Here is a 21,932-nt window from a genome sequence, read left to right on the forward strand (position 1 = left end):
GAGCCGCCACCGCCAAATCGGGGGGCCGAGACCCCCGCCACAGGGTGAAGACCTAAACCCGCTCGACGCCGGCGAAGGTCCGCTTCCCCTTGCGGAGCACGAGGAACTGTCCGTGCAGCAGGGCCGACGCGGGCACCACGGCCTCGGCGTCGGTCACCCGCTCGTTGTTCAGGTACGCCCCACCCTCCGAGATCGTGCGCCGCGCGTCCCCGTTGCTCTTCGCGAGCCCCGTCTCCACGAGCAGCGCCGCGACCGTCGGCAGCTCCCCGCGTACCGGAGTCAGACCGGTCTCGGACAACGCAGCCCGCAACGTGGCTGCGGACAGCGAAGAGAGCTCACCGCGCCCGAACAGAGCCTGACTGGCGGCCACCGCCTGATCGGCCTCGGACGAGCCGTGCACGAGCGCGGTGATCTCGTACGCGAGCTCCTTCTGCGCCAGTCGTGCCTGCGGCCGCTCGGCCGTCTCCTTCTCGAGCGAGACGATCTCCTCCCGCGACTTGAAGCTGAAGTAGCGCAGGTACTTCGCGACGTCGGCGTCGTCGGCGTTGATCCAGAACTGGTAGAACGCGTACGGCGAGGTCATCTCCGGGTCGAGCCACGTCGCACCGCCCGCGGTCTTGCCAAACTTGGTGCCGTCGGCCTTGAGCACCAGCGGGGTCGTGAACGCCTGCACAGGGCCGGCGCCGCGGCGGCGGACGAAATCCACGCCGGCGGTGATGTTGCCCCACTGGTCGGACCCGCCGAACTGCAACTGGCACCCGTGCCGCTGGTGCAGCTCGAAGAAGTCGTTGGCCTGAAGCAGCTGGTAGCTGAACTCCGTGAAGCTGATGCCGGTCTCGAGCCGGTTCTTGACCACGTCGCGGGCGATCATCTTGTTGACCGGGAAGTGCTTGCCGACATCGCGCAGGAAGTCGATGACCGACAGCGACGCGGTCCAGTCGAGGTTGTTGACCATGGTCGCCGCGGAGGGCCCGTCGAAGGTCACGAAGGGCTCGAGCTGGGACCGGATGCGCGTCACCCACCCGGCGGTCACCTCGGGCGCGTTGAGCACCCGCTCGGTCGAGCGCCCGCCCGGGTCACCGATCTGCCCCGTGGCCCCGCCGACGAGCAGCAGCGGCTTGTGCCCGGCGAGCTGGAGCCGGCGCGCGGTCACCACCTGCATGAGGTTGCCGACGTGCAGCGAGGCGGCGGTGGGGTCGAAGCCCACGTAGTACGTGATCGGATCGCCGTCGAGCAGCGTCCGCAGCTCGTCGGCGTCGGTCGAGTCCTGGATCAGCCCGCGCCACAGCATGTCGTCAACAAGAGTCACCCACCGATTGTCCCGCAGGACCGGAAGGGAATTACCGTGGCCCCATGGCGAAGAAGAAGCTGCAACAGCAGCTCGAGGAGGCTCAGCAGCGGTTGCTCCGGCTGCGGCTGGAGCTGGGCGGGCAGATCGGGGCGAAGAGGATCGGCCCGCCGCTGTGCGTCGTCTTCGAGGGCTGGGACGCGTCCGGCAAGGGCGGGGCGATCAAGCGGCTGACCGCGCCGATCGACCCCCGGCACGTCCGGGTGTCGCAGTTCGCCGCCCCCACGTACGACGAGAAGCGCCACCATTTCCTCTGGCGCTTCTGGCCCAAGCTGCCGGGGTGGGGTGGCATGGCGGTGTTCGACCGTTCCTGGTACGGCCGGGTGCTGGTCGAGCGGGTCGAGGGTTTCGCCACCGAGGAGCAGTGGCGGCGGGCGTACGACGAGATCGTCGAGTTCGAGCGCACGCTGACCGCCGAGGGCATGATCATGGTCAAGTTCTGGCTCGACGTGTCGCCTGAGGAGCAACTGCGCCGCTTCGAGGACCGGGCCGCCGATCCGCTGCGCGCGTGGAAGCTCACGGACGAGGACTGGCGCAACCGCGACAAGCGCCCGGCGTACGAGAAGGCGGTCAAGGAAATGCTCGGACGCACGAATCACAAGAACGCGCCGTGGCACGTGATCCCCGGCGACGACAAGCACTACGCGCGGCTGGCCGTCGTCGAGGCGGTCTGCGAGGCGATCGAGAAGCGTCAGCCCTTGTAGGCGGGGAGGTCGAGCGTCTTCCGAATGGCCTGCTGTACGTCCTCCGGGGCGGGCCGCGCGTCGATGTCGTGCACGACCTCCTTGCGCCGGAAGATGTCGAGCACCGGCTTGGTCTTCTCGTGGTAGTCCTTGAGCCGGGCGGCCAGCGCCTCCGGAGTGTCGTCCTCGCGCACGATCAGCTCGGTGCCGCAGATGTCGCAGCGGCCCTCCTGCTCGGGCCGGTCGGCGATGAGGTTGTAGTCCATGCCGCAGCCGGGGCACAGCCGGCGGCTCAGGACCCGGCGGCGCACCTCGGCGTCGGGCAGCTCGAGGTGGATGACGGCGTCGATGTCGTAGCTCTCCATGAAGAACTCGGCCTGGCGCCCGTTGCGCGGGAAGCCGTCGATGATGAAGCCGAAGTTCCAGTCGTGCTGGTCGAGCCGGTCGCGCACGACGGACTCGACGAGGTCGTCGCCGACCAGGTCGCCGGCGTTCATCGTGCGGCGGACCTGGGCGCCGAGCTTGGTGTGCTTCTGCACGTGCCAGCGGAAGATGTCGCCCACGCTGATGTGGACGAGGTCGAGGTCCCGGGCGAGCAACTCGCTCTGGGTGCCCTTGCCGCTGCCCTGCACGCCCATGATGACGTATTTGCGCATGGTGTCCGCCTCCCTAGAGAACCGCGCCGACTCGCAACCGGCCGAGCCCCGGCAGCCGGGACGGATCGATGCTCCACGCGCCGGCCACGCGGAGCACGTCCTGCTCCGAGACCAGGATCGTGGTGTCCTCCGCCACGAGGGCGGCGAGCTCCTCCTCCAACGTGACCGGCTCGGCCACGAGGTAAACAGCGGGCAGGCCGAGCTCGAGCTCGACCGGCGTCGGGTCGCCGAACCAGGTGGTGACGTCGCCCGTCTGCCCCACGAATCCGAAGGCGCGGACCAGCTCCCCCTTCGCCGCGCGCTGCCAGCGGTGGGTCTCGGTGACCCGGTGGGTGGCGAACTGCTGCACCTCGGTGCCCAGCCGCTCGGAGAGGTCCACCACGTCGGCCGGGTGGTTGAGCAGGCGCCGCCCGGCGGCGAGGGTCCAGCCCTCGACCGGCGGCGTGACCGCGATCCGGTCGTCGGTCAGGTGGGCCACGTCGAGCCCGTCCCGCCACGGGACCTCGCCGAGATCCCGCAGCCCGAGGGCGTCCACGACCGCCCGCTGATCGACGCCCCGGATCGCCAGCCACGCCTGTTTTGTCCCGAAACCCGCCATTGCCGTCACGGTAGACGTCAACTCGGCCGCGGGCCGCGTTATGCCCAGTTGTAGTTGCGCCGGAGGATGGCCGCGACCCGGTCGAAGCGGGCGCGGTCGAGCACGGCGCCCTCCCGGCGGATGCCGTCCTCGTCGACCTCGAGCACCCGGTCGAGCCGGACCCAGCTCGGCCGCTCCTCGCGGTCCCACGCCCCGGGGCCGAGCGCGAGCCAGTTGCGCTGACCGTCCCGGTCGCTCTGCGAGGACAACATCAAGCCCAGGAGGGTACGCGCGTCGCGCCCCACCACGAGGACGGGACGGTCCTTGCCCTGGTGCGGGTCGTCCTCGTACTTGACCCAGGTCCACACGACCTCGCCCGGGTCGGCGTCGCCGTCGAGATGCGGGGCGTACTCGATCTGGCGTCCCCGCTGGCCGGTGGGGACGTGCCGGGCCGGCCGCCGCGCCGCCGTGCCCTCGGGAGCGGGCGCGCGCCGGGGTGCCGCCACGCGCTGCGCGACGCCGGTGATGGTTCGCAGAAGTCTGTTCACATCGCGCACTGTAGCGATCAGCCGTCGGCGGCCCGGTAGGCGATCTCCGGGTCGAGCAGAGCCGCCCACCCCGGCCGCCACTGCGCCGCCCGCGCCTCGATCTCGATGCGCAGGTTGGCGCGCCACGGGCCGAAGGTGTCGTCGTCCGGCCACCACGAGGGCCAGGCGTCGTAGCGGCGCTCCACGGTCACTTCCGTGGCGGTGGTGGTGACCCGCAGGAAAAGCCAGCGCCCGTACGCGTCGTCGGCCTCGGCCGCGCGCAGCCGCCGGATCAGGTCGCTGAGCTCGTGGAACATGCCGAAGTTGCCCTCGCCGGGGCGCTCGGCGGGCGGCGGGTCCCCGACCTGGGCCTCGAGGCTGCTGCCGTCGGCGTAGGCGCTGACCTCGCACCGGCCGTCGCCCGCCGCACTCCGGCCCCGCAGCCAGGTGACCAGGGCGCCGAGCTCGCCCGTGCCGACCGGGAGGGGACGGTCACGCTCGGGCTCGCGGTGCATGGCCGCCCAGATGAGCCGGTCGTGGTCGCCCTCGCTGAGCTTGCGGACCCGGCGGCGCTGCGGAGGCCGGCCGGCCGGGCGGGACGGCGGCTCGACGTCGCCGAGCAGCCCGGCGCGGGTGGCCACGGCGAGGCCGGCGCGGATGTCCGGCTCCCGGGTGGTGAGCCGGGCGAGCAGCGCGTGCAGGGCCGCCGAGCCGAAGCCGGTCAGGAGCCGGGCGGCGGCCGCGGCCACGTCGGCGCGCTCGGCGGGGGTGTCGACGTCGTGCTCGCCCCACTCGAAGACGAACTCGGCTAGCTCCCGGCCGGCGGCGTCGTCGCCGAGGACAGCGCCGGCGGTCGTGGTGAGGCCGTTGCGCAGCTCGTACGGCACGCGGCGCCAGCGGCCGGCGTCGTACCAGAAGGTGTAGCCCAGCTCGTCCCGCCCGGCCGGACCGGTGAGCTCCTCCCACGGGAGCCACTCCGGGGCGCCGGCCAGCAGGTCGAGGGGCGGCTCGGCGTCGACCGTCGCGCTGTACTCGTGGTCGTAGCCGTAGAGCACCGCCCGGCCGCCCTCGATCAGCGTGAGGTGCGCCCAGTTGCCGCCGCCGTCGTCGTGGTGGGCGCCGGCCGCGGTGATCGTCCACACGTCCTCGTGACCGAGGGCGCTCAGGGCGGCGGCGAGGGTCGCCCATCGGCGCCACAGGTCGGCGGGGGCGTCCAGGCCGGCGGGATCAGTCACCCCACCAGGCTATTCGTCCTTCGGGGCGGCGACGAGGACACGCCCCGCGCTATTCGGTCTTCAGGCCGGCGACGAAGGCCCGCCACGCCGCTTTCGGGAAGACCAGCGCCGGGCCGTCCGGGTCCTTGCTGTCGCGTACGGCCACGACGTCCACGAGATTGTCGGCGACCTCCACGCAGTCGCCCCCGTTGCTGCCGCTGCGCGTGCTCTTGTGCCAGCGCGCACCGCTGAGGTCAGGCATCGCTCTCCTTGATGATCGTGCCGATGAGATCCTCGGAGGCGCGCCGGCCGAGCGCGACTTGTTCCAGCTCAGCCCACACGCCGCTGTAAGTCTCCACTTCGCGGGGCTTGTCCAGGTAGAGGGCGCCGGTCAGATTCTCGCAATAGATGGTCGTCGGTTCCGGGGCGGCGGTGCCGACGGTCGGGAAATCGAGAATGGTGAACGAACCGGCGCTTGACGCGGTGTGCGGACCCGCTCCGAAGGGGATCACGCGCACGCTCACGCCCGGGCGCTGGCAGATGTTCACGAGATGGGCGAGCTGCTTCTGCATGCCCAGCGTGTCGGCGATCGTGCGGCGCAGCACGCCCTCGTCCACGAGCACGTCGAGGCGCGGGGGCGGCGGGTCGGCCCGGCGGAGCAGCTCCTGCCGCTCGAGGCGTACGGCCACGGCGCTGCGGACCCCGGAGTCGTCGAGGTCGGCGCGCTGACGGAAGACCCATTCGGCGTACTCGGGATTCTGCAGCAGGCCCGGGATGACGCTCGGCGCGTAGTGTCGCAGCCGCTCGGCGGCGGTCTCCATGCCGACGTAAAGCTCGAACCAGCCCGGGACGACGTCGCCGTAGGCGTGCCACCAGCCCTTGGCCTTGGACTCGCGGGCGAGGCCGACGAGCACCTCGGTGATCTGGGCCCCGGCGCCGTAGAAGGCGCACATGGCGAGCACGTCGTGCTTGCGCAGCGAGACCTCGCCGTTCTCGATCCGGTACATCCGGGCCCGGGAGAACTCGAGCTCCTCGGCGGCGGCCATGAGCGAGATGCCGGCGCGCTCGCGCAGCTGCTTCATGAGGCGTCCGGCCTGCCGCCTCGGGACGGTGGAGCCAGTCTCGACGCCCACGCGACCTCCCGTGTCAGAAAGTTTGCAGTTGTGCCGAACGAGACGGCGAGAATCTCGTTCGGGAAAATCTCGCCGTGCTCCATTGATGATGGAGAGTATGTGACGCACGCTCCTCTGTGTAGCCCCTAAGTTGCCGTAAGTGATCTTCAGAGGAGACCCATGCCGGGCAGTCCCCCCACCGAGCACCTGCCGGGCCGGCCGTCCTGGGACTGCCTGGTCTGCGACCGCCCCTGGCCGTGCGCCACCGCGAAAGCCGACCTCGCGGCCCAGTACGACCACTTCCCCGCCGGGCTCGCCATCTACATGGCCTCGGTGATGTACGACGCCGTCGCCGACCTCACCGCCCGGGGCGAGCCCACCCCCGCCGACCTCTACGACCGGTTCCTGTCCTGGGTCTCTTAGTTCTTCGTGAGTCGATCCTTTAGGGCTCCTTAGAAAAGCCCGCCCCGGCGCCCCGGCCAGCCATAGTGCAGGTCGCAACGCTGTCCGAGTCTGTCTAAGTGCCGAGGTGACCAGTTCCGTGTCGATGTCCGCTGCCCGACGTTTCCGGTACACGCTGGCGGCGGGGGCCACCGCCGTGGTGATCGGGGCCGGCTTCACGGTCATCGGCGTGGCCCGCTCCGGCGACAGCGCCCCGGACAACGCCGCGGCGACCGTGCCCCTGGCCACCCAGTCCCCCGTCGACCTGGGCGCCACGCCGGAAGCGGACCTGCTGCTCGACGAGGAGTCCGTGCCCTCGCTGCCGCCCTCGGCTCCGCCGTCGTCCCCGTCGCCCAGCCCGTCGAAGTCGGCCACCCCGAAGCCCAAGCCGTCGCGCACGGCCACGGCGAAGGCCACGCCGGCGAAGACGAAGACGGAGAAGCCGAAGAAGAAGGCGACGACCTCGGTGCCCGCCACGAGCGGCTCGATCCTCGACCAGGTGCTGGCCCACATCAACGCCGCCCGCAAGGACGAGGGCCTGGGCGCGTACACGCTGGACAGCGACCTGTCGAAGGCCGCGGCCATCCACAACCAGCTGATGATCGACGGCTGCGGGCTGAGCCACCAGTGCTCCGGCGAGGGCGGCATCGGCGACCGCTTCAGCGCACAGGGCGTCAAGTGGAGCTCCGCCGGCGAGAACATCGGCTTCGGCAGCGCCGGCTCCAGCGACGCCGCCAAGGTCGACGCGGCCAACGGCCTGACCGACAGCATGCTCGCCGAGACGCCGCCCAACGACGGCCACCGCAAGAACCTGCTGAGCGACGGCTTCGAGAAGATCGGCCTCAGCGTGGTCCGCGACAGCAAGGGCGTGGTCTGGATGACGCAGGACTTTGTCGGATGATGCGCCCCGACCACTTCCGCCGGCGGCGGCGCCCGCTCGAGTTCGGCCCGACGCGCCCCTTCGGCCCGCAGCGCCCCGCCGCGACCCTCCTGCCGGTCAAGCGCCGCCGCCCGGGCGGACCGCGCCGGCCCGCCAACTGACTTTTCCTCCCGGGCTTTTCGAGTACGCCGCCCGGGGCCGGGCAAACTGGACAGCGTGTCCGATCCCTGGCTGAAGCTGCCCGCCGCCCGCGTCGACGAGGCCGCCCGTGACCTGCTCGGCCGGCGCCTGACCGCGCACGGCGTGACCGTCCGCCTGACCGAGGTCGAGGCCTACAGCGGCCTGGGCCAGGACCCGGCGAGCCACGCCCACCGGGGCATGACCAGCCGCAACGAGGTCATGTTCGGCCCGGCCGGCCACCTGTACGTCTACCAGATCTACGGCATGCACTTCTGCGCCAACATCGTCTGCGGCGAGGAAGGCGTGGCGGCGGCCGTCCTGCTCCGCGCCGGTGAGGTGGTCGACGGCCTTGATCTCGCCCGCGAGCGCCGCCACGCGCGCAAGGAGACCGATCTCGCCGCCGGGCCGGCCAAGCTGATGCAGGTGCTCGGCCTGGACCGCGCGGCCAACGGCACCTCGGTCGTCGACGGGACGGGACCGGCCACGCTCGCCCCGCCGGACGGCCCGGTCGGCCCGGTGGTCGCCGGCCCCCGCGTCGGGGTGACGGCCGCCCACGACGTGCCGTGGCGCTTCTGGCTCGACGGCGACCCGACGGTCAGCGCGTACCGCCGTCATGTCCCCCGCCGCCGGCCCGCCGGTACGTCGTGACGTCCGCGCCGCTGGGGAAGCGCCGGCTGTCCGTGACGGTGAACGCCGCCGGGTCGAAGCCGCCGTCGACCAGCGGCAGACCGGCGCCCGCCAGCACCGGGTAGCGCTTCACGACCAGCTCGTCGATCTCCGGCAGCAGGGCCGCGGCGAGCTTGCCACCGCCGCAGAGCCACAGGTCCAGGCCGTCGGCCGCCTTCAGCTCCCGCACATACGCGACCGGGTCGCCCTGGGCCCACTCGACGGGCCCGTCCGCGCCGGGCGTCCGGGAGAACACGATCTGCCGCAGGTGGGAGTACGGGCTGGTGACGCCCTCGTCCAAGCCCACCTGGTACGTCGCGCGGCCCATCAGCACCGTGTCGAAGCGCAGGTTCGGCGTGCCCTCGAGGCCGAGCGCCGCCCGGAAGGCGGCCGGGATCGTCTCCGGCTGGACCGCGTTCATCGCCGTCATCAGGTCGGCGTCCATCGGGAAGAACGCGGACTCCCCGCCCGGCCCGGCGATCCGGCCGTCGATGGTCGTGGCGACGTAGTACACGAGGCGTCGGCTCATCGCCGGATGATCCCACGGTGGGAGAACCGGGTGATGTCACGGCCGGGGGGAAGTGTCGTAGGGCGGTGATAGACCGTGCGGCATGGGAGAGCGGCCGCGGGTGGTGGTGTCGGTGACGGCGTCGGTGGACGGGCGGCTCGCGCTGCGGCGGGAGTCGTTGCTGCTGCACGCGGCGGCGGCGCGGGAGTGGGAGGCGCTGATGCCCGCGAGCGCGGACCGGGTGCAGGCGGCGCGGACGGCGTACCTGGAAAGGGTGTGGGGTCCGCAGGCCGTGCTGGAGGGCAGCGGGTCCTTCGTGCCGGACCACGCGGGGCCGGTGGACGGGCTGCCGCCGGACGACGGGCAGCCCGGGGACTTCCTGGCCGACGCGGTCGTGCACCGGCCCGGGCGGCGCAAGTGGTTCACGGTCGTGGACTCGCGGGGGCGGGTGCGGTGGCGCTACAAACAGCACGGCGACCAGGATCTGCTCGTGCTCGTGGCGGAGGAGACGCCCCGGGAGTATCTGGCGTACCTGCGGCGAGAGGGGATCTGTCACTTGGTCGCGGGGCGCGAGCGGGTCGATCCGGGGCTCGCGCTGCGGCGGATGCGCGCCGAGCTGGGCGTCACGTGCGTCGTGGCGAGCGGGGGCGGCAGGCTGCAGGGGGCGTTGCTGCGGGCCGGGCTCGTGGACGAGGTGCACCTGGTCGTGGTGCCGGCGGTGATCGGCGGGAGCGGGACGCCGGCGCTCTTCGACGGGGTGCCGCTGAGCGCGAATGAGCGAGCCACGCCGCTGCGGCTCGTGGCGTCGCAGGCGGAGCCCGACGGGGTGCTGTGGCTGCGCTACGAAATCGCCGAAAGCGCCACCGCGGGGCGGCCCGGCCGTTAACGTCCGTGCCGTGATGTCTCGACGGGTGCTGGTGCTGCTGGACGTGCTGTGCCTGACCGGCGTGCTGTGGTGCGGCGTGCTCATCGGCGGGCTGCTGGGCGGGGCGGCCACGCTGCCGACCACGCCCGTGGTGCTGGTGGCCGTGGCGCTGGTGCTGCCCGGCTTCGTCGCGGGCATCCTCACCAACCGGCGGGCGCTGCGCGGGCGGCGGCCGCAGAGCTGGTTCATACCCGCCGTGTGGGCGCCGCCGGTGGAGCTGCCGCGCTGGGGGCTGCTGACCGCCGGGGCCGTGCTGGCCGCCTTCTGGGTGGCAGGGCTGTCGGCCTTCGCCGGGATGAGCACCGACTCCCGGCCGGGCGAGCCCGCGGCCCGCGAGGTGCGCGCCGAGCAGCGCTTCGCCCTCGGCGTGCTCGGCGGCGTCGGGGTGGGCGGCACCGCGCTGGCCGCCTCGACCGTGCTGCGCGAGCGCCGGACCGGGCAGCGCCGCACCGCCTGATCTTGTTATTGTCTCGCCCTCTCAACTCCCAAGGGCGTGACTCGTGCGGCGGAAGCCTCTTGTCCTTCTGGGCGCTGCGGCGCTCGTTCCTCTGCTCCTCCTGGGGACCACCGCGTCGGCCTCCGCCGCGAGCGGCACCCTGACGGTGACCACCTATGACCGGACCGGCGCCAAGGTCGGCACTCCGCTGAAGCTGATCAACCTCGCCACCAACGGCACCTGGACGGCGACGGCCGGCAAGGCGAAGTCGCTGCCCAAGGGCACCTATGCCGTGCTGGCCGCCATCCACACCAGGAAGACCGCGTCCGACACCGTCGGCGCGCTGGTGGTCAAGGTCGCGGGCAAGAAGGCCGCGACGATCGACGCGCGCAAGGGCAAGGTGCTCAAGGACAGCCTGGACAAGAAGCCGGTCGGCGGCTACTCCGAGGTGCAGGCGGTCGTCTGCCTCGGCGCCTGGTCCGAGAGCGTCGAGGTGCGCAACAATCCCGGCCAGGTCTTCGTGATCCCGAACGCGTCGAAGAAGCTGGAATCGCACCTCGCCACGGTGTGGAGCGACGACCGCGAGCAGTGGGTGGTCGCGCGCTCGCAGAAGACCATCCCCGCCACGCTGACGCGTACGGTCAAGCGGTCCTCGCTGGCCACGCTGACCTCCTATGTCCGCGCCGGTGTCGCGGGCGCGTCCAACGTCAACCTCATGCTGCAGGGCTCGGGCATGAGCTGCCGGAGCAGCCTGCTGACCGGGCTCCCGTCGGCCGGCGTCCCGGCCATGGTCAAGACCCACGTGTCCGCGGGCAAGTGGCAGATCGAGGCCGACACGTCCGCCCCCAACGGCGACACCATCGGCTTCCAGTACGCGGAACGCACGCTCGCCGCGGGCAAGAGCTACTCGCAGACGTTCCTCCGCTCGGCGTGGGGACCGGCGACCCGGCCGCAGATCGCGCCGAAGACGATCCACTTCGACACGTCGCAGATGTTCGTCGACCCCGGCTTCGGGTGGACCGGCCGTTACGGGTCGGAGGGCGGCTCGAAGTCGACGGCGTCACTGTCCCGCGGCGGCACGCTGATCAAGAAGCAGAACCGCACCGACATGTACTCGTACGACAACGCGATCTTCTCCGCCCCCGCGAAGAAGAAGGGCTGGTACCTGCTCCGGGTCGACGCGCAGCGCGCCCGGCCCGGGCTCACCTACCCCAAGAACCTGCTGTCCGCCCGCTCCAGCGTGTGGTTCAGCTTCTACGCCAACCCCACCGGCGAGCGTACGGCCGCCGTGGCCGTCCCGCGCTTCTCGGTGACCGGGCTCGACGGCTCCAACCGGGCCAAGGCGCGCACGACGACCACCGTGGACATCAAAGCCCAGGGCACCGCCGCGACGACGATGAGCGTCAAGGCGTCGTACGACGGGGGCAAGAGCTGGAAGGCCGTACCGGTGAAGAAGTCCGGCGGTCTCTGGAAGGCCACCGTCAAGAACCAGGGAGCCGGTTTCGTGGCGCTGCGCGCGCAGGCGAAGACGGCCAAGAACTACAAGACCGAGGTCACGGTGTATCGGGCGTACGCCGTGCGCTGACGCCGGCACCCGGATAACGGCTGCCGTCTATGTCCGATATGGTCGTGGTCCCCGGGGTGGGGGCCGGGTCCCGCGGTCCTCACCCCGGGCCGCCGCTCAGGTGGTGATGGCGTCGATCAGGTCGCCGACCGGGCGGTCCGGCAGCGCGCGGGCCACGTCGGCGAGGGCGACGATGCCGACCAGGTCGTGGCCGTCGATGACCGGCAGGCGGCGGACCTTGTGCTGGGCCATCGTGCGCAGGATGTCGGCCGCGTCGTCATCGGCGCCGATCGTGACGGGCTTGCCCTGGGCCAGCTCGCCGGCCTTGATCCCGGCCGGGTCGTGCCCCTTCGCCAGGGCCTTCACCACGATGTCGCGGTCGGTCAGCATGCCCCTGAGCCGGTTGTCGGTGCCGCAGATGGGCAGCGAGCCGACGTCGAGCTCGGCCATCTTGCGGGCGGCGTCGGCGAGCGTCTCGGCCTCGCCGACACACGTCGCGTCGGGCGTCATGATCTCTCGGGCGGTGGTCATCGGTGACCTCCCCTTCACTGGGCGTGAACGGAAGGCGTACCCGGTTTACACAGTGGCAATCGTGAATGCCACTTCATCCACCAACTCGCGGGCCAGGAAGCCGATGCGCCCGTAGCGCGGGGCCAGGCGCTGCCCGGCGACCGCGTGGGCGTACGCCGCCCAGCACGCGGCCTGGGCCGGCTCGGCCTTACGGGCCAGCAGACCCGCGACGATCCCCGCCCGGACGTCGCCGCTGCCCGAGGTGCCCAGCCCGGCGTCGCCGCTCTCCTCGCGCCACGCCTGGCCGTCGGGGCCGGCGATGTGGCCGTACAGGGAAACGGTGGCGCCGTAGGCGGACGCCAGCTCGGCGGCGACCGCGGCCAGGTCGTCGCCCGGCTCCCGGCCCAGCAGGATCTCGGCCTCGGTGACGTTCGGGGTCAGCACGACCTTGAGGTCCCGCCCCGCGAGCAGCTTGGGCTCCTTGCTGAGGGCACCCAGCGCATAGGCGTCGAGCACCACCGACGACGAGCCGGCCGCGTCGAGCAGCTGGTGCATCAGCCGCAGGGTCTCGTCGACGTCGTCGAGGCCAGGGCCGATGGCGAGCACGTCGGCCTTGACCGCCAGCTCGAGCAGGTGCTCCGGCGCGTCACCGGAGACGGACCCGCGCCCGGTCTCGGGCAACCCGACGACCTTGGCCTCGGGCACGGTGATGCTCAGGGCGGCGGCGGTCGACTCGACCACGGCCAGCTGGAGGCGTCCCGCCCCGGCGCGCATCGCGGACTCGCCGGCCAGCAGCACCGCGCCCGGGGTGAACCGGGAGCCGCCGACGACCAGGACGGTCCCCCGGCTGGTCTTGTCGCCCGCCGGGTCGGGCAGCGGCCACCGGCGCAGCACGGCCGGGGTGATGACCTGTTCCTCACGCCGGTTCGGCATCGACGTCCTCCTGCCTGGTGTGCGGGGCGCCCTCGTCCTTGATGTGCGCCACGTCGTTGAACAGGACCGGCCCGAGCTCATCGCCGCGCCGCTCCCACGTGCTGATCGAGCAGTTGGCGATCGTGGTGGCGTGCGCGACCGTCATGAGCTCCTCCTCGCTGAGGTGCTCGGCGAGATAGCGCACCAGCAGCACGATCGCCTCGTGACCGAAGAGCACGATCCGGCCGCCGGGGTGGTCCTCGCGCAGCTCCCGCAGCAGGGCGCGCAGCCGCAGCAGCACGTCGGCCCACGACTCGCCGCCGGGCGGACGGTAGTAGAACTTGCCGAGCCGGGCCCGCCGGGCGTACTCGTCCGGCAGCCGGGACTGCACGCCCCGGCCGGTCATCAGGTCGAGAATGCCCAGCTCGCGGTCGCGCAGCCGCTCGTCGACGACCATCGGGACGCCGCTGCCCGCGAGGGCGAGCTCCGCGGTCTGCCGGGTCCGCAGATAGGGGGACACCACGGCGAGATCCGGCCGGTTGTCCGCGAGCCACGCGGCGACGGCCCGCGCCTGTTCCCGCCCCGCGTCCGACAACGGGACGTCCGCGTCACGCTCCGGGATGTCGATGATCTCCAGGCCGCTCGTCTCGGCGTCCTGCGCGATCACATTGCCCGTGCTCTGCCCGTGCCGGACGACAGCCAGCCACCGCAACTCCTCCATGACCAACGCCTTTACCCTGTTGATCGGCCGCTACGCCAGCCCCGGCGCCGGGAGAAGTCGATCATTCCTGTTTCGGTGGCGGTCGTTCTTGACTGGCGAACGCCGGGCTCTGGACCGGTCCCGCGGCCGGACGGCAGGCTCACGGCATGGCCCTCACCCGACGCGCCCTGCTGGGCGGTTCCGCCGCTGCTGCGGCCCTCGGGCTGACCGGGTGCGCCGGCTTCACCCCCGGACGCGACGCGGGCGGCTCCGTGGACTTCTGGAATCTCTTCGGCGGTGGCGACGGCCTGCGCATGACGCAGATGCTCGACGCCTACCGCGCCTCGCACCCCGGGACCGATCTGAGCGCCGTGACGCTCGCCTGGGGCAACCCCTATTACACGAAGCTGTCCCTCGCCACGCTCGGCCAGAAGCCGCCGGACGTCGCGGTCGCCCACTTGACCCGGGCGAAAACGATGATCACGGCCGGGCTGCTCGAGGAGCTGCACCCGGAGGACCTGGCCCGGCACGGCATGACGCCGGACATGTTCTCCCAGCGGCCGTGGGAGGCCGGGCTGGTCGACGGTAGGGCCTACGCCATCCCGATCGACACGCACCCGTTCGTCATGTTCTACAACACCGAGATCTGCCAGAAGGCCGGCCTGCTGGCCGCCGACGGGACCCTCGCGCCGCTGGACACCCAGGAGAAGTTCATCGACGCCCTGACCAAGGTCAAGGCCGTGACCAAGGGGTACGGCGGGGTCGTCGCGATCGACGGCGACGTCGCCAGCCCGTGGCGCATCTTCCAGTCCCTGTACGCGCAACTGGGCGGCCAGGTGCTCGCCGACGAGGGCACCAAGGTGGTCATCGACGACGACGCGGCGGCCCAGGTGTTCACGTTCATGCAGAAGCTCACCAGCGGCGGGCTGATGCCGGGCAGCGTGGACTACCAGGGCGCGATCGCGATGTTCGCCAGCGGCCAGGCGGGGTTCTACTTCCAGGGCGAGTGGGAGATCTCGACGTTCCAGACGGCGAAGACGCCCTTCTCGATGACGCTGTTCCCCAATGTGTTCGGCGGGGGGACGTACGCGGTGCAGGCCGACTCGCACACGCTGGTCATCCCCAAGCAGCCCAACCGGGACCAGGCCGGGCTGGACCGCTCGCTCGACTTCATCAAGACGCTGCTGGACCAGAGCAAGACCTGGGCCGAGGGCGGGCACGTGCCCGCGTGGAAGCCGTTCCTCGACAGCGCCGAGTACAAGGCGCTGACGCCGCAGTCCAACTACGCGGCCGCCGTCGACGGCGCCACCTACGACCCGGAGGGCTGGTACTCCGGCTCCGGCTCCAACTTCGAGATCGTCTGCAGCGCGGCCATCGGCAACGTCCTCGCCGGGCGGGAGTCCCCCGCCGCCGCGATCGCGCAGATGCGCGACAACCTCGACCGGCTCGCCAAGACCGCCTCGCCCGTCTGAGAAGGAGGTGCACCCATGACCACCACCGAGACAGCCGTCCGTACGCCGTCCGCCGAGGAGCCTGTCGCCGAGAAGAAGCGCGGGTACGGTCTGCCCGCCGCGGGCTTCCTGGCGCCGTTCCTGCTGGTGTACCTGCTGTTCATCATCGGGCCCGGCCTCTACGGGCTGCTGATGAGCTTCTTCGACACCAGCCTCGTCAAGCCGGGCCTGTCCAGCTTCGCCGGGCTGGGCAACTACACCGAGGCGCTGCAGAGCGGCGACTTCTGGTCGTCGCTGTGGCACACGCTGTGGTTCACGATCCTGACGACGCCGCCGCTCATCGTGCTGGCGCTGGCGCTCGCACTGCTGGCCGACCGGGTCAAGCACGGGCGCTGGTTCTTCCGGCTCGCGTTCTTCGCCCCGTACATCCTGCCGTCGGCCGTTGTGGCCTTGATCTGGATGTTCCTCTACACGCCGGGGCTGGGCCTGATCGAGGTCAGCCTGGGCAAGATCGGGATCACCGCGCCGAACTGGCTGGGCGACCCCTCGTGGGCCATGCCGTCGCTGGCCATCACCACACTGTGGTGGACGCTCGGCTTCAACTTCGTGCTCTATCTCGCCGGCCTGCAGGAGATCCCGCGCGACCTCTACGAGGCGTCGGCGATCGACGGGGCCTCGCCGTGGCAGCAGATCAGGTCGATCACGCTGCCGCTGCTCGGGCGCACCACCACGCTCGTCTGCGTGCTGCAGGTCATCGCGTCGCTCAAAGTCTTCGACCAGATGTACATCATGACCTCCGGCGGGCCCGACTTCGCGACCCGCTCGATCCTGCAGTACGTCTACGACTCGGGCTTCACGAACTTCCGCATCGGCTACGCGTCCGCCGTCTCGATGCTCTTCTTCCTCGTCGTCCTGGCCGTCTCCGCGGTCTGGTTCACCATCGTCCGCCGCCAGGAAAAGGGGGTGTGACCATGAGCATCGCGACGCGGCCCCCCGCCTCGGCCATGACCGTGGCCACGCGCACGAAACTCTTCAACCGCATCTGCGCCGGCGTGCTCATCGCCTTCGCGCTGCTGTGGCTCGTACCGTTGCTGTGGGCGGTGGACACCGCGCTCAAGCCGAACGCCGAGACGGTCAACACCACGTGGGCGATCAACGACCCGACGGTGGCGGCCTTCGGCCGGATCCTGCGCGACACCGACATCGTCCAGTGGTTCGGCGCCAGCATCTTCATCTCCACGCTGACCGCCGTCGGCACGGTGCTGCTGGCCAGCCTCGCGGCCTTCGCGCTGTCCCGCATCAAGTTCCGCTACAGCAACGTCGTGTTCTGGTTCGTGCTCGCGGGCATCATGATCCCGAGCCAGGTGCTGATCGTCCCGCAGTTCCGCGAGATGGACTCGCTCGGCCTGCTCAACACCTTCTGGGCGGTCAGCCTGCCGCAGATCCCCACCGCCGTGGCCGTCTTCATCTTCAAGCAGTTCTTCGACGGCCTGCCCCGCGAGCTGGAGGAGGTCGCCCGCATGGACGGCGCCGGCTGGCTGCGGATCTATCGGCGGATCATCATGCCGCTGGCCCGGCCGGCGGTCTCCGCGGTCGCCATCTTCGCGTTCGTCACCTCGTGGAACGACCTGCTGTGGCCGCTGCTCGTGCTGAGCAACCCCGACACCATGACGATCCCGGTCGGGCTCGCCACCGTGCAGGGCACGTTCGGCATCCGGTACGCCGACACCATGGCGTCCGCGATCCTCGGCGCGATCCCGCTCGTCGCCGTGTTCCTGCTCTTCCAGCGCAATATCGTCGAAGGCATCGCCGGCAGCGGCCTGAAAGGATGAGAATGCTCAACGCTTCCCTGACCGTCGACCCCGCGTACACGATCGGGACGGTGGACCCGCGCCTCTACGGCTCGTTCGTCGAGCACATGGGACGCTGCGTCTACACCGGGATCTACGAGCCGGGTCACCCGTCCGCGAACGGCGACGGGTTCCGGCAGGACGTGGCGGGGCTCGTGCGGGAGCTCGGGGTGCCGATCGTGCGCTACCCCGGGGGCAACTTCGTCTCCAACTACAAGTGGGAGGACGGCATCGGGCCCGTCACGGATCGCCCCCGGCGGCTCGACCTGGCGTGGCGCTCCCTGGAGACCAACGAGGTCGGCGTCGGCGAGTTCGTGACGTGGGCCCGCTCGGTCGGCGTCGACCCGATGATGGCGGTCAACCTGGGCACGCGGGGGCTCGAGGCCGCTCGTGACCTGGTCGAGTACTGCAACCTGCCGGGCGGGACGTACTGGTCCGACCTGCGCGGCGGGGATCCGTACGGGATCAAGGTGTGGTGTCTCGGCAACGAGATGGACGGTCCCTGGCAGACCGGGCACAAGACCGCCGAGGAGTACGCCCGGATCGCCGTCGAGACCGCCAAGTCCATGCGCCAGGTCGACCCGTCGATCGAGCTCGTGGCGTGCGGCAGCTCCAACCGCGCGATGCCGACGTTCGGCTCGTGGGAGGCGACGGTGCTCAAGGAGGCGTACGAGGCGGTCGACTACATCTCCGCGCACGCCTACTACCAGCAGCACGGCGACGACCGGGCCAGCTTCCTCGCGGTGGCGACCGACATGGACGCCTTCATCGAGGAGGTGGTGGCGACCGCGGATCACGTACGGGCGGTCAAGCGGCAGTCCAAGCGGATCCACGTCTCCTTCGACGAGTGGAACGTGTGGTACCAGAGCCGGTTCGTCGGCGAGACCAACCTCGACGTGGAGCAGACCCCGCGGCTGATCGAGGACGTCTACTCGGTGACCGACGCGGTGGTGGTCGGCAACCTGCTGATCTCGCTGCTCCGGCACGCCGACCGGGTGAAGATCGGGTGCCTGGCCCAGCTGGTCAACGTCATCGCGCCGATCATGACCGAGCCGGGCGGGGCGGTGTGGAAGCAGGCGTCCTTCCACCCCTTCGCCCTGACCGCGCAGTACGGGCAGGGCACGGCGCTGCAGGTGATCCCCTCCGCCCCGACGGTGTCCACGGCGCTCTACGGTGACGTGCCGGTGCTGGACGCGGTGGCCGTGCACACCGACGCCGACGAGATCGTGATCTTCGCGGTCAACCGGTCGCTGGAGGAGCCGCTCGACCTCGCCGTGGACCTGCGGTCGCTGCCGGGCGTCACGTCGGCCACGCACACCGCTCTGGCCGACGCCGACCCGGACGCGGTCAACACCGCCGCGGCGCCCGATCGGGTGGCGCCCCGGCTGCTGGACGAGCCGAAGATCGACGGGGGCCGGCTGTCGGCCGTGCTGCCGCCGCTGTCCTGGAACATGATCCGGATCAGCTGACCCCTGGTCCCAGCGGTCCCGCGCCTGCCAGGTGCGGGACCGCCGTCGTTCCGGACTCCTTCCCCTGGTGCCGGACACGGCGGCGGATGCGGCATGATGCGCGGATGATCATCGATGCGGTCCGGGTCGCGTCGTTCCGGCTCCCGGTCGGCTACGTCAGCGCCCTGACGCCGCGTGTCCCCGGACGGCGGCTGATCGTGGCCGGCGTGGGAGCCGCGGTCGCGGTCTTCGACGTGGACCGGGCCGCCGCCGGGCCGCTGGCCACGTTCCCCCAGCCGGGCGAGCCCACCGGCGACCCGGCGGTGGCCCCGGATCTCTCCCTGGCCGTGTGGCCGGGCCTGACGGCGGTGCACGCGGTCGCGGCGAACGGCACGGCGGTGTGGACGGCACGCCACCCCTGCCGGGTCTGCGGCGAGACCCACGAATCCGCGGACGAGTACGCCGACGACCTGTACCACCGCAGCCCGGACAGCGGCTCGGCGGCTTTCGCGGCCGACGGGCGCACGGTGTGGGCGCACGTACGCGGCGACCTGCTGGACGCTCCGGCCCCGCCCGGCCCGCCTCCGGCGGACGACGACAGCACCGAGCAGTGGGTGGTCTTCGCCGCGGCCGACGGCTCCGTGCTGGCGCGGACCGGCACGGAGTCGTGGGGCGCCGGCTCGGACCACCTGCCCCACCTCGATCCCGCCGTGATGGGCCTGGACATCGGTGAGGGCCAGGACGGCTCGGTGGTGCTGGTCGGCCGGCTGCGGGAGGACGGGCTGGAGACGGTGAGCTTCGATGACCGCGACCGGATCCTCGTTGCCCTCGGGCCGGACCACGTGCTGACCGTGCGCCACGGAGGCCCGACGGACCTGCGGGTGCACCGGCTGACCGACCTGGGTGTCACCGCCGAGCTGGCGTCCGCGGATCTGCCGGGCAGCGGCCCGGAGAACGGCTGGGACTACTACGTCGCGCCGCTCGACGACCGGACCTACGTAGCGAGCACCTCCCGGCACGGGCATGCCGAGGACGACATCCGGCACTGGCTGATCGACGTGGTCGACGGCGTGGTGCGGGGGCAGGTGCGCTACCCCGGCGCTGCGGGCCCGCGGCTCATCGGCTTCGGCGACGGAACCTGGCTCACCGCCGGGCCGGAGAGCGATGTCGCCCTGTGGCGCCTGCCCCCTTCGATCAGCTGACTTCTTCGTGCGGCGCGCTGCCGGTCCACTCCCGTTCGGTGGCCAGGCGGCGCGCCGTCGCGATGAGCGCGCGGACCTGGGCGGACGGCTCGTGCTCGCGCCACAACAGCGACCACGGATAGCGCGGGGCGACCGGGCCGAGCGGGCGCCAGCAGACATCGTCCGGCCAGCCGGCGGCCGAGGCGGGGACGCACATCACGCACTTCTTCTGCGCGACGAGATCGACGGCGGCGCGCAGGGTCTGGACCGTGCCCGGGAAGCTCGACGGGAAGAAACCCGCCGCCCGGCACAGCTCCGCGACGTAGGAGTTGAACTCCGGCGCCACGTCGTCGTCGGCCAGCAGCAGCGTCTCGTCGCGCAGGGCGGCGACCGGGACCTGCGCGAGGGCGGCGTACGGGTGCCCGGCCGGCACCAGCACACCCAGCGGATCCTGCCGGAACACCTCGGCGGCGATCCCCGCCGTCCCGGTGCTGAGCCGCCCCACCCCCACATCGAGCCGGCCGTCGGCGAGCATCCGGCACTGCTCGGGCACGCCCACCTGCACCTGGTGCACCTCGACCTCGGGGAAGAGCGCCTGCACCATGCGCAGCACGGGACGGATCGCGCCGTACCCCTCGTCGAGCAGACCCAGCCGCAGCGTCGGCGCCGCCGTGCCCCGAGCCTGTTCCGCGGCCCGCTCGACGTGGTCGAGGATCTGCCGCGCCTCGACGAGGAACCGGCGGCCGGCGCCGGTCAGCGCGACATGCCGGGTCGTACGCTCGACGAGCTGGACGCCGACGGCCCGCTCGAGCCGCTGCACCTGCGCGGTGAGCGCGGAGGGGACGATGTGCTCGCGGGCGGCGGCGCGGCCGAAGTGGAGCTCCTCGGCCAGCGTCACGAAGTATCTGAGCTGCCGCAGCTCGATCCGGCCACCGTGGGCCGCGGAGGGCAACGAGCTGACCACCATGACACCCTCCCGAGGATCACCTTCAGTCGATGCGTCCTCCGGAGTGTTATCGCTAACACTCTGGTAGTCAATACGTAACCCTCCAGCAATGATCTTCCTGTGTCCCCGCTGTTAGCGGTCACAACCCGCCGCCGCCGCTCCCCCGCGCCCGCCCGGGCACCCCGAAGGTGAACGCTCACCTCATCGAGTAAAAGTCCACCAACTCGACCCGGTTGGTAGACAAAGGGGGAACCGTCGCGGAGACTTCCGGGATGGATCTCACCCTGGCGCTCGCCGGCCTCGGTGTCGGCATCGTCGTCGGCCTCACCGGCATGGGCGGCGGCGCCCTCATGACCCCCGTCCTGGTGCTGCTCTTCGGCATCCCCCCGGTCGCCGCCGTCTCCAGCGACCTCGCGGCCAGCGCCGTCATGAAACCCTTCGGCGGCTGGGTGCACGCCCGGCGCGGCACGGTCAACTGGCGCCTCGTCGCCTGGCTCTGCGCGGGCAGCGTCCCCAGCGCCTTCGCCGGCGTCCTGATCCTGCGCGCCCTCGGCGACGACGAGACGGTCCAGCACATCATCAAGATCTCGCTCGGCGTCGCCCTCCTGCTCGCCGCGGCCGGCCTGCTCCTCAAGGCCTGGGTCGGCCGCGGCCGCCCCGCCTCCGGCGAGCCGATCGCCGTGCGCCCCCTCCCGACCCTGCTCATCGGCGCGGCCGGCGGCGTCATCGTCGGCATGACCAGCGTCGGCTCCGGCTCACTGATCATCGTCGCCCTGCTCGCCCTCTATCCGACGCTGCGCGCCAACGACCTCGTCGGCACCGACCTCGTCCAGGCCATCCCCCTGGTCCTGTCGGCCGCCGCCGGCCACGCCCTCTTCGGCGACCTGCAGCTCGACCTGGCCGGCGCGGTGCTGCTGGGCTCGATCCCGGGCGTGCTGATCGGCTCCCGCATCTCCTCCCGCGCGCCGGGCGGCATCGTCCGGGCGGCGCTGGTGATCGTGCTGCTGGCCAGCTCGCTCAAGCTCCTCGACGTCCCGACGACGGCCGTCGGCCTCGTCGTCGCGGCGGCGATCGTGGTGGCGGTGGGCCTGGCCCTGTGGCAGCACACCCATCGGGCGCCCGAACAGCGGCTCCCGGAACACGCTCACGCGAGATAGTAACATCGGTGATAGTATCTTCAGCGAGACTATCTGGGATGGGAGCTGGAGGCAGCCGTG

The 21,932-nt window shown here is 71.5% G+C and carries 25 protein-coding genes; 13 read left to right on the forward strand and 12 right to left on the reverse strand.

What is annotated here, in order from left to right; all coding sequences use genetic code 11:
- Window positions 1-52 precede the first annotated feature (52 nt).
- Window positions 53-1,291, reverse strand: coding sequence for a tyrosine--tRNA ligase (gene tyrS / locus RAN62_RS21840; RefSeq protein WP_305786931.1), 1,239 nt, complete (start codon window positions 1,289-1,291; stop codon window positions 53-55).
- Window positions 1,292-1,353: 62 nt separating this feature from the next.
- Here tyrS and RAN62_RS21845 point away from each other — a divergent pair, with 62 nt between their 5' ends.
- Entirely contained in the window at window positions 1,354-2,052 is a 699-nt protein-coding gene (locus tag RAN62_RS21845) for a polyphosphate kinase 2 family protein (RefSeq protein ID WP_305786572.1), read from the forward strand.
- On the opposite strand, the gene RAN62_RS21850 is transcribed toward RAN62_RS21845, so the two are convergent.
- The 6 genes from RAN62_RS21850 to RAN62_RS21875 are packed head-to-tail and all read right to left on the reverse strand — an operon-like array spanning window position 2,040 to window position 6,138.
- The gene (locus RAN62_RS21850; protein WP_305786573.1) at window positions 2,040-2,687 is read right to left on the reverse strand and encodes an adenylate kinase family protein; all 648 of its coding nucleotides are present in this window, start codon (window positions 2,685-2,687) and stop codon (window positions 2,040-2,042) included. The two genes, RAN62_RS21845 and RAN62_RS21850, sit on opposite strands and share 13 nt — an antisense overlap.
- 13 nt (window positions 2,688-2,700) lie before the next feature.
- Window positions 2,701-3,285, reverse strand: coding sequence for a hypothetical protein (locus RAN62_RS21855; RefSeq protein ID WP_305786574.1), 585 nt, complete (start codon window positions 3,283-3,285; stop codon window positions 2,701-2,703).
- Window positions 3,286-3,323: 38 nt separating this feature from the next.
- Window positions 3,324-3,812, reverse strand: coding sequence for a type II toxin-antitoxin system PemK/MazF family toxin (locus tag RAN62_RS21860; RefSeq protein WP_305786575.1), 489 nt, complete (start codon window positions 3,810-3,812; stop codon window positions 3,324-3,326).
- 17 nt (window positions 3,813-3,829) lie between these two features.
- Window positions 3,830-5,026: a hypothetical protein gene (locus RAN62_RS21865; protein WP_305786576.1), complete on the reverse strand. Its 1,197-nt coding sequence runs from the start codon at window positions 5,024-5,026 to the stop codon at window positions 3,830-3,832.
- A 49-nt stretch (window positions 5,027-5,075) separates the two neighbouring features.
- The gene (locus tag RAN62_RS21870; protein WP_305786577.1) at window positions 5,076-5,267 is read right to left on the reverse strand and encodes a DUF397 domain-containing protein; all 192 of its coding nucleotides are present in this window, start codon (window positions 5,265-5,267) and stop codon (window positions 5,076-5,078) included.
- The gene (locus RAN62_RS21875; protein WP_305786578.1) at window positions 5,260-6,138 is read right to left on the reverse strand and encodes a helix-turn-helix domain-containing protein; all 879 of its coding nucleotides are present in this window, start codon (window positions 6,136-6,138) and stop codon (window positions 5,260-5,262) included. The genes RAN62_RS21870 and RAN62_RS21875 overlap by 8 nt, the downstream gene beginning before the upstream one ends.
- 159 nt (window positions 6,139-6,297) lie before the next feature.
- Between RAN62_RS21875 and RAN62_RS21880 the strand changes: the two genes are divergently transcribed.
- The 3 genes from RAN62_RS21880 (at window position 6,298) to RAN62_RS21890 (ending at window position 8,266) form a co-directional block, all read left to right on the forward strand.
- Entirely contained in the window at window positions 6,298-6,540 is a 243-nt protein-coding gene (locus tag RAN62_RS21880) for a hypothetical protein (protein ID WP_305786579.1), read from the forward strand.
- Between the two features lie 106 nt (window positions 6,541-6,646).
- The gene (locus tag RAN62_RS21885; RefSeq protein ID WP_305786580.1) at window positions 6,647-7,459 is read left to right on the forward strand and encodes a CAP domain-containing protein; all 813 of its coding nucleotides are present in this window, start codon (window positions 6,647-6,649) and stop codon (window positions 7,457-7,459) included.
- A gap of 195 nt (window positions 7,460-7,654) precedes the next feature.
- Window positions 7,655-8,266, forward strand: a complete 612-nt coding sequence (locus tag RAN62_RS21890) for a DNA-3-methyladenine glycosylase (RefSeq protein ID WP_305786581.1) — start codon at window positions 7,655-7,657, stop codon at window positions 8,264-8,266.
- Here the strand turns inward: RAN62_RS21890 and RAN62_RS21895 are convergent.
- Window positions 8,214-8,813, reverse strand: a complete 600-nt coding sequence (locus RAN62_RS21895) for a dihydrofolate reductase family protein (protein WP_305786582.1) — start codon at window positions 8,811-8,813, stop codon at window positions 8,214-8,216. The genes RAN62_RS21890 and RAN62_RS21895 overlap by 53 nt on opposite strands.
- A gap of 82 nt (window positions 8,814-8,895) precedes the next feature.
- Between RAN62_RS21895 and RAN62_RS21900 the strand changes: the two genes are divergently transcribed.
- From RAN62_RS21900 to RAN62_RS21910, 3 genes are read left to right on the forward strand one after another with little or no spacing between them, the layout of a single operon-like run.
- Complete coding sequence (locus tag RAN62_RS21900) at window positions 8,896-9,678, forward strand: dihydrofolate reductase family protein (protein WP_305786583.1); 783 nt, start codon at window positions 8,896-8,898, stop codon at window positions 9,676-9,678.
- 10 nt (window positions 9,679-9,688) lie between these two features.
- Complete coding sequence (locus RAN62_RS21905; RefSeq protein WP_305786584.1) at window positions 9,689-10,174, forward strand: hypothetical protein; 486 nt, start codon at window positions 9,689-9,691, stop codon at window positions 10,172-10,174.
- 43 nt (window positions 10,175-10,217) lie between these two features.
- A complete protein-coding gene (locus RAN62_RS21910) occupies window positions 10,218-11,738 on the forward strand; it encodes a hypothetical protein (protein ID WP_305786585.1) in 1,521 nt (506 codons plus the stop codon).
- 96 nt (window positions 11,739-11,834) lie between these two features.
- Here the strand turns inward: RAN62_RS21910 and RAN62_RS21915 are convergent, their stop codons facing one another.
- From RAN62_RS21915 to RAN62_RS21925, 3 genes are read right to left on the reverse strand one after another with little or no spacing between them, the layout of a single operon-like run.
- Entirely contained in the window at window positions 11,835-12,248 is a 414-nt protein-coding gene (locus RAN62_RS21915; protein ID WP_305786586.1) for a CBS domain-containing protein, read from the reverse strand.
- 45 nt (window positions 12,249-12,293) lie between these two features.
- A complete protein-coding gene (locus tag RAN62_RS21920; RefSeq protein ID WP_305786587.1) occupies window positions 12,294-13,160 on the reverse strand; it encodes an NAD(P)H-hydrate dehydratase in 867 nt (288 codons plus the stop codon).
- Entirely contained in the window at window positions 13,144-13,860 is a 717-nt protein-coding gene (locus RAN62_RS21925; RefSeq protein ID WP_305786588.1) for a histidine phosphatase family protein, read from the reverse strand. Before RAN62_RS21925 ends, RAN62_RS21920 begins: the two co-directional genes overlap by 17 nt.
- Window positions 13,861-14,006: 146 nt before the next feature.
- Between RAN62_RS21925 and RAN62_RS21930 the strand changes: the two genes are divergently transcribed.
- The 5 genes from RAN62_RS21930 (at window position 14,007) to RAN62_RS21950 (ending at window position 19,790) form a co-directional block, all read left to right on the forward strand.
- A complete protein-coding gene (locus RAN62_RS21930; RefSeq protein WP_305786589.1) occupies window positions 14,007-15,311 on the forward strand; it encodes an extracellular solute-binding protein in 1,305 nt (434 codons plus the stop codon).
- A 15-nt stretch (window positions 15,312-15,326) separates the two neighbouring features.
- Window positions 15,327-16,259, forward strand: a complete 933-nt coding sequence (locus tag RAN62_RS21935; protein WP_305786590.1) for a carbohydrate ABC transporter permease — start codon at window positions 15,327-15,329, stop codon at window positions 16,257-16,259.
- A gap of 2 nt (window positions 16,260-16,261) precedes the next feature.
- Window positions 16,262-17,122: a carbohydrate ABC transporter permease gene (locus RAN62_RS21940; RefSeq protein ID WP_305786591.1), complete on the forward strand. Its 861-nt coding sequence runs from the start codon at window positions 16,262-16,264 to the stop codon at window positions 17,120-17,122.
- Between the two features lie 2 nt (window positions 17,123-17,124).
- Window positions 17,125-18,609, forward strand: a complete 1,485-nt coding sequence (arfA, locus tag RAN62_RS21945) for an arabinosylfuranosidase ArfA (RefSeq protein WP_305786592.1) — start codon at window positions 17,125-17,127, stop codon at window positions 18,607-18,609.
- 104 nt (window positions 18,610-18,713) lie between these two features.
- Window positions 18,714-19,790 carry a hypothetical protein gene (locus RAN62_RS21950; protein ID WP_305786593.1) on the forward strand — a complete coding sequence of 359 codons (1,077 nt, stop codon included), beginning with the start codon at window positions 18,714-18,716 and terminating at the stop codon, window positions 19,788-19,790.
- Here the strand turns inward: RAN62_RS21950 and RAN62_RS21955 are convergent.
- The gene (locus RAN62_RS21955) at window positions 19,783-20,733 is read right to left on the reverse strand and encodes a LysR family transcriptional regulator (RefSeq protein WP_305786594.1); all 951 of its coding nucleotides are present in this window, start codon (window positions 20,731-20,733) and stop codon (window positions 19,783-19,785) included. The genes RAN62_RS21950 and RAN62_RS21955 overlap by 8 nt on opposite strands.
- Before the next feature lie 254 nt (window positions 20,734-20,987).
- On the opposite strand from RAN62_RS21955, the gene RAN62_RS21960 reads away from it, so the two are divergent.
- Complete coding sequence (locus RAN62_RS21960; RefSeq protein WP_305786595.1) at window positions 20,988-21,872, forward strand: sulfite exporter TauE/SafE family protein; 885 nt, start codon at window positions 20,988-20,990, stop codon at window positions 21,870-21,872.
- Window positions 21,873-21,932 lie beyond the last annotated feature (60 nt).

The sequence above is a fragment of the Symbioplanes lichenis genome (assembly GCF_030709675.1).
Classification (GTDB): Bacteria; Actinomycetota; Actinomycetes; order Mycobacteriales; family Micromonosporaceae; genus Actinoplanes; species Actinoplanes lichenis.

Excerpts from the sequence above, each read along its gene's own strand:
- RAN62_RS21855 (WP_305786574.1), bottom strand. The coding sequence starts at position 3,285 with ATGGCGGGTTTCGGGACAAAACAGGCGTGGCTGGCGATCCGGGGCGTC.
- RAN62_RS21900 (WP_305786583.1), top strand. The coding sequence starts at position 8,896 with ATGGGAGAGCGGCCGCGGGTGGTGGTGTCGGTGACGGCGTCGGTGGAC.
- RAN62_RS21935 (WP_305786590.1), top strand. The coding sequence starts at position 15,327 with ATGACCACCACCGAGACAGCCGTCCGTACGCCGTCCGCCGAGGAGCCT.
- RAN62_RS21960 (WP_305786595.1), top strand. The coding sequence starts at position 20,988 with ATGGATCTCACCCTGGCGCTCGCCGGCCTCGGTGTCGGCATCGTCGTC.
- RAN62_RS21895 (WP_305786582.1), bottom strand. The coding sequence starts at position 8,813 with ATGAGCCGACGCCTCGTGTACTACGTCGCCACGACCATCGACGGCCGG.
- RAN62_RS21870 (WP_305786577.1), bottom strand. The coding sequence starts at position 5,267 with ATGCCTGACCTCAGCGGTGCGCGCTGGCACAAGAGCACGCGCAGCGGC.
- RAN62_RS21940 (WP_305786591.1), top strand. The coding sequence starts at position 16,262 with ATGAGCATCGCGACGCGGCCCCCCGCCTCGGCCATGACCGTGGCCACG.
- RAN62_RS21930 (WP_305786589.1), top strand. The coding sequence starts at position 14,007 with ATGGCCCTCACCCGACGCGCCCTGCTGGGCGGTTCCGCCGCTGCTGCG.
- arfA (WP_305786592.1), top strand. The coding sequence starts at position 17,125 with ATGCTCAACGCTTCCCTGACCGTCGACCCCGCGTACACGATCGGGACG.
- RAN62_RS21920 (WP_305786587.1), bottom strand. The coding sequence starts at position 13,160 with ATGCCGAACCGGCGTGAGGAACAGGTCATCACCCCGGCCGTGCTGCGC.
- RAN62_RS21880 (WP_305786579.1), top strand. The coding sequence starts at position 6,298 with ATGCCGGGCAGTCCCCCCACCGAGCACCTGCCGGGCCGGCCGTCCTGG.
- tyrS (WP_305786931.1), bottom strand. The coding sequence starts at position 1,291 with ATGCTGTGGCGCGGGCTGATCCAGGACTCGACCGACGCCGACGAGCTG.
- RAN62_RS21925 (WP_305786588.1), bottom strand. The coding sequence starts at position 13,860 with ATGGAGGAGTTGCGGTGGCTGGCTGTCGTCCGGCACGGGCAGAGCACG.
- RAN62_RS21915 (WP_305786586.1), bottom strand. The coding sequence starts at position 12,248 with ATGACCACCGCCCGAGAGATCATGACGCCCGACGCGACGTGTGTCGGC.
- RAN62_RS21850 (WP_305786573.1), bottom strand. The coding sequence starts at position 2,687 with ATGCGCAAATACGTCATCATGGGCGTGCAGGGCAGCGGCAAGGGCACC.
- RAN62_RS21845 (WP_305786572.1), top strand. The coding sequence starts at position 1,354 with ATGGCGAAGAAGAAGCTGCAACAGCAGCTCGAGGAGGCTCAGCAGCGG.
- RAN62_RS21950 (WP_305786593.1), top strand. The coding sequence starts at position 18,714 with ATGATCATCGATGCGGTCCGGGTCGCGTCGTTCCGGCTCCCGGTCGGC.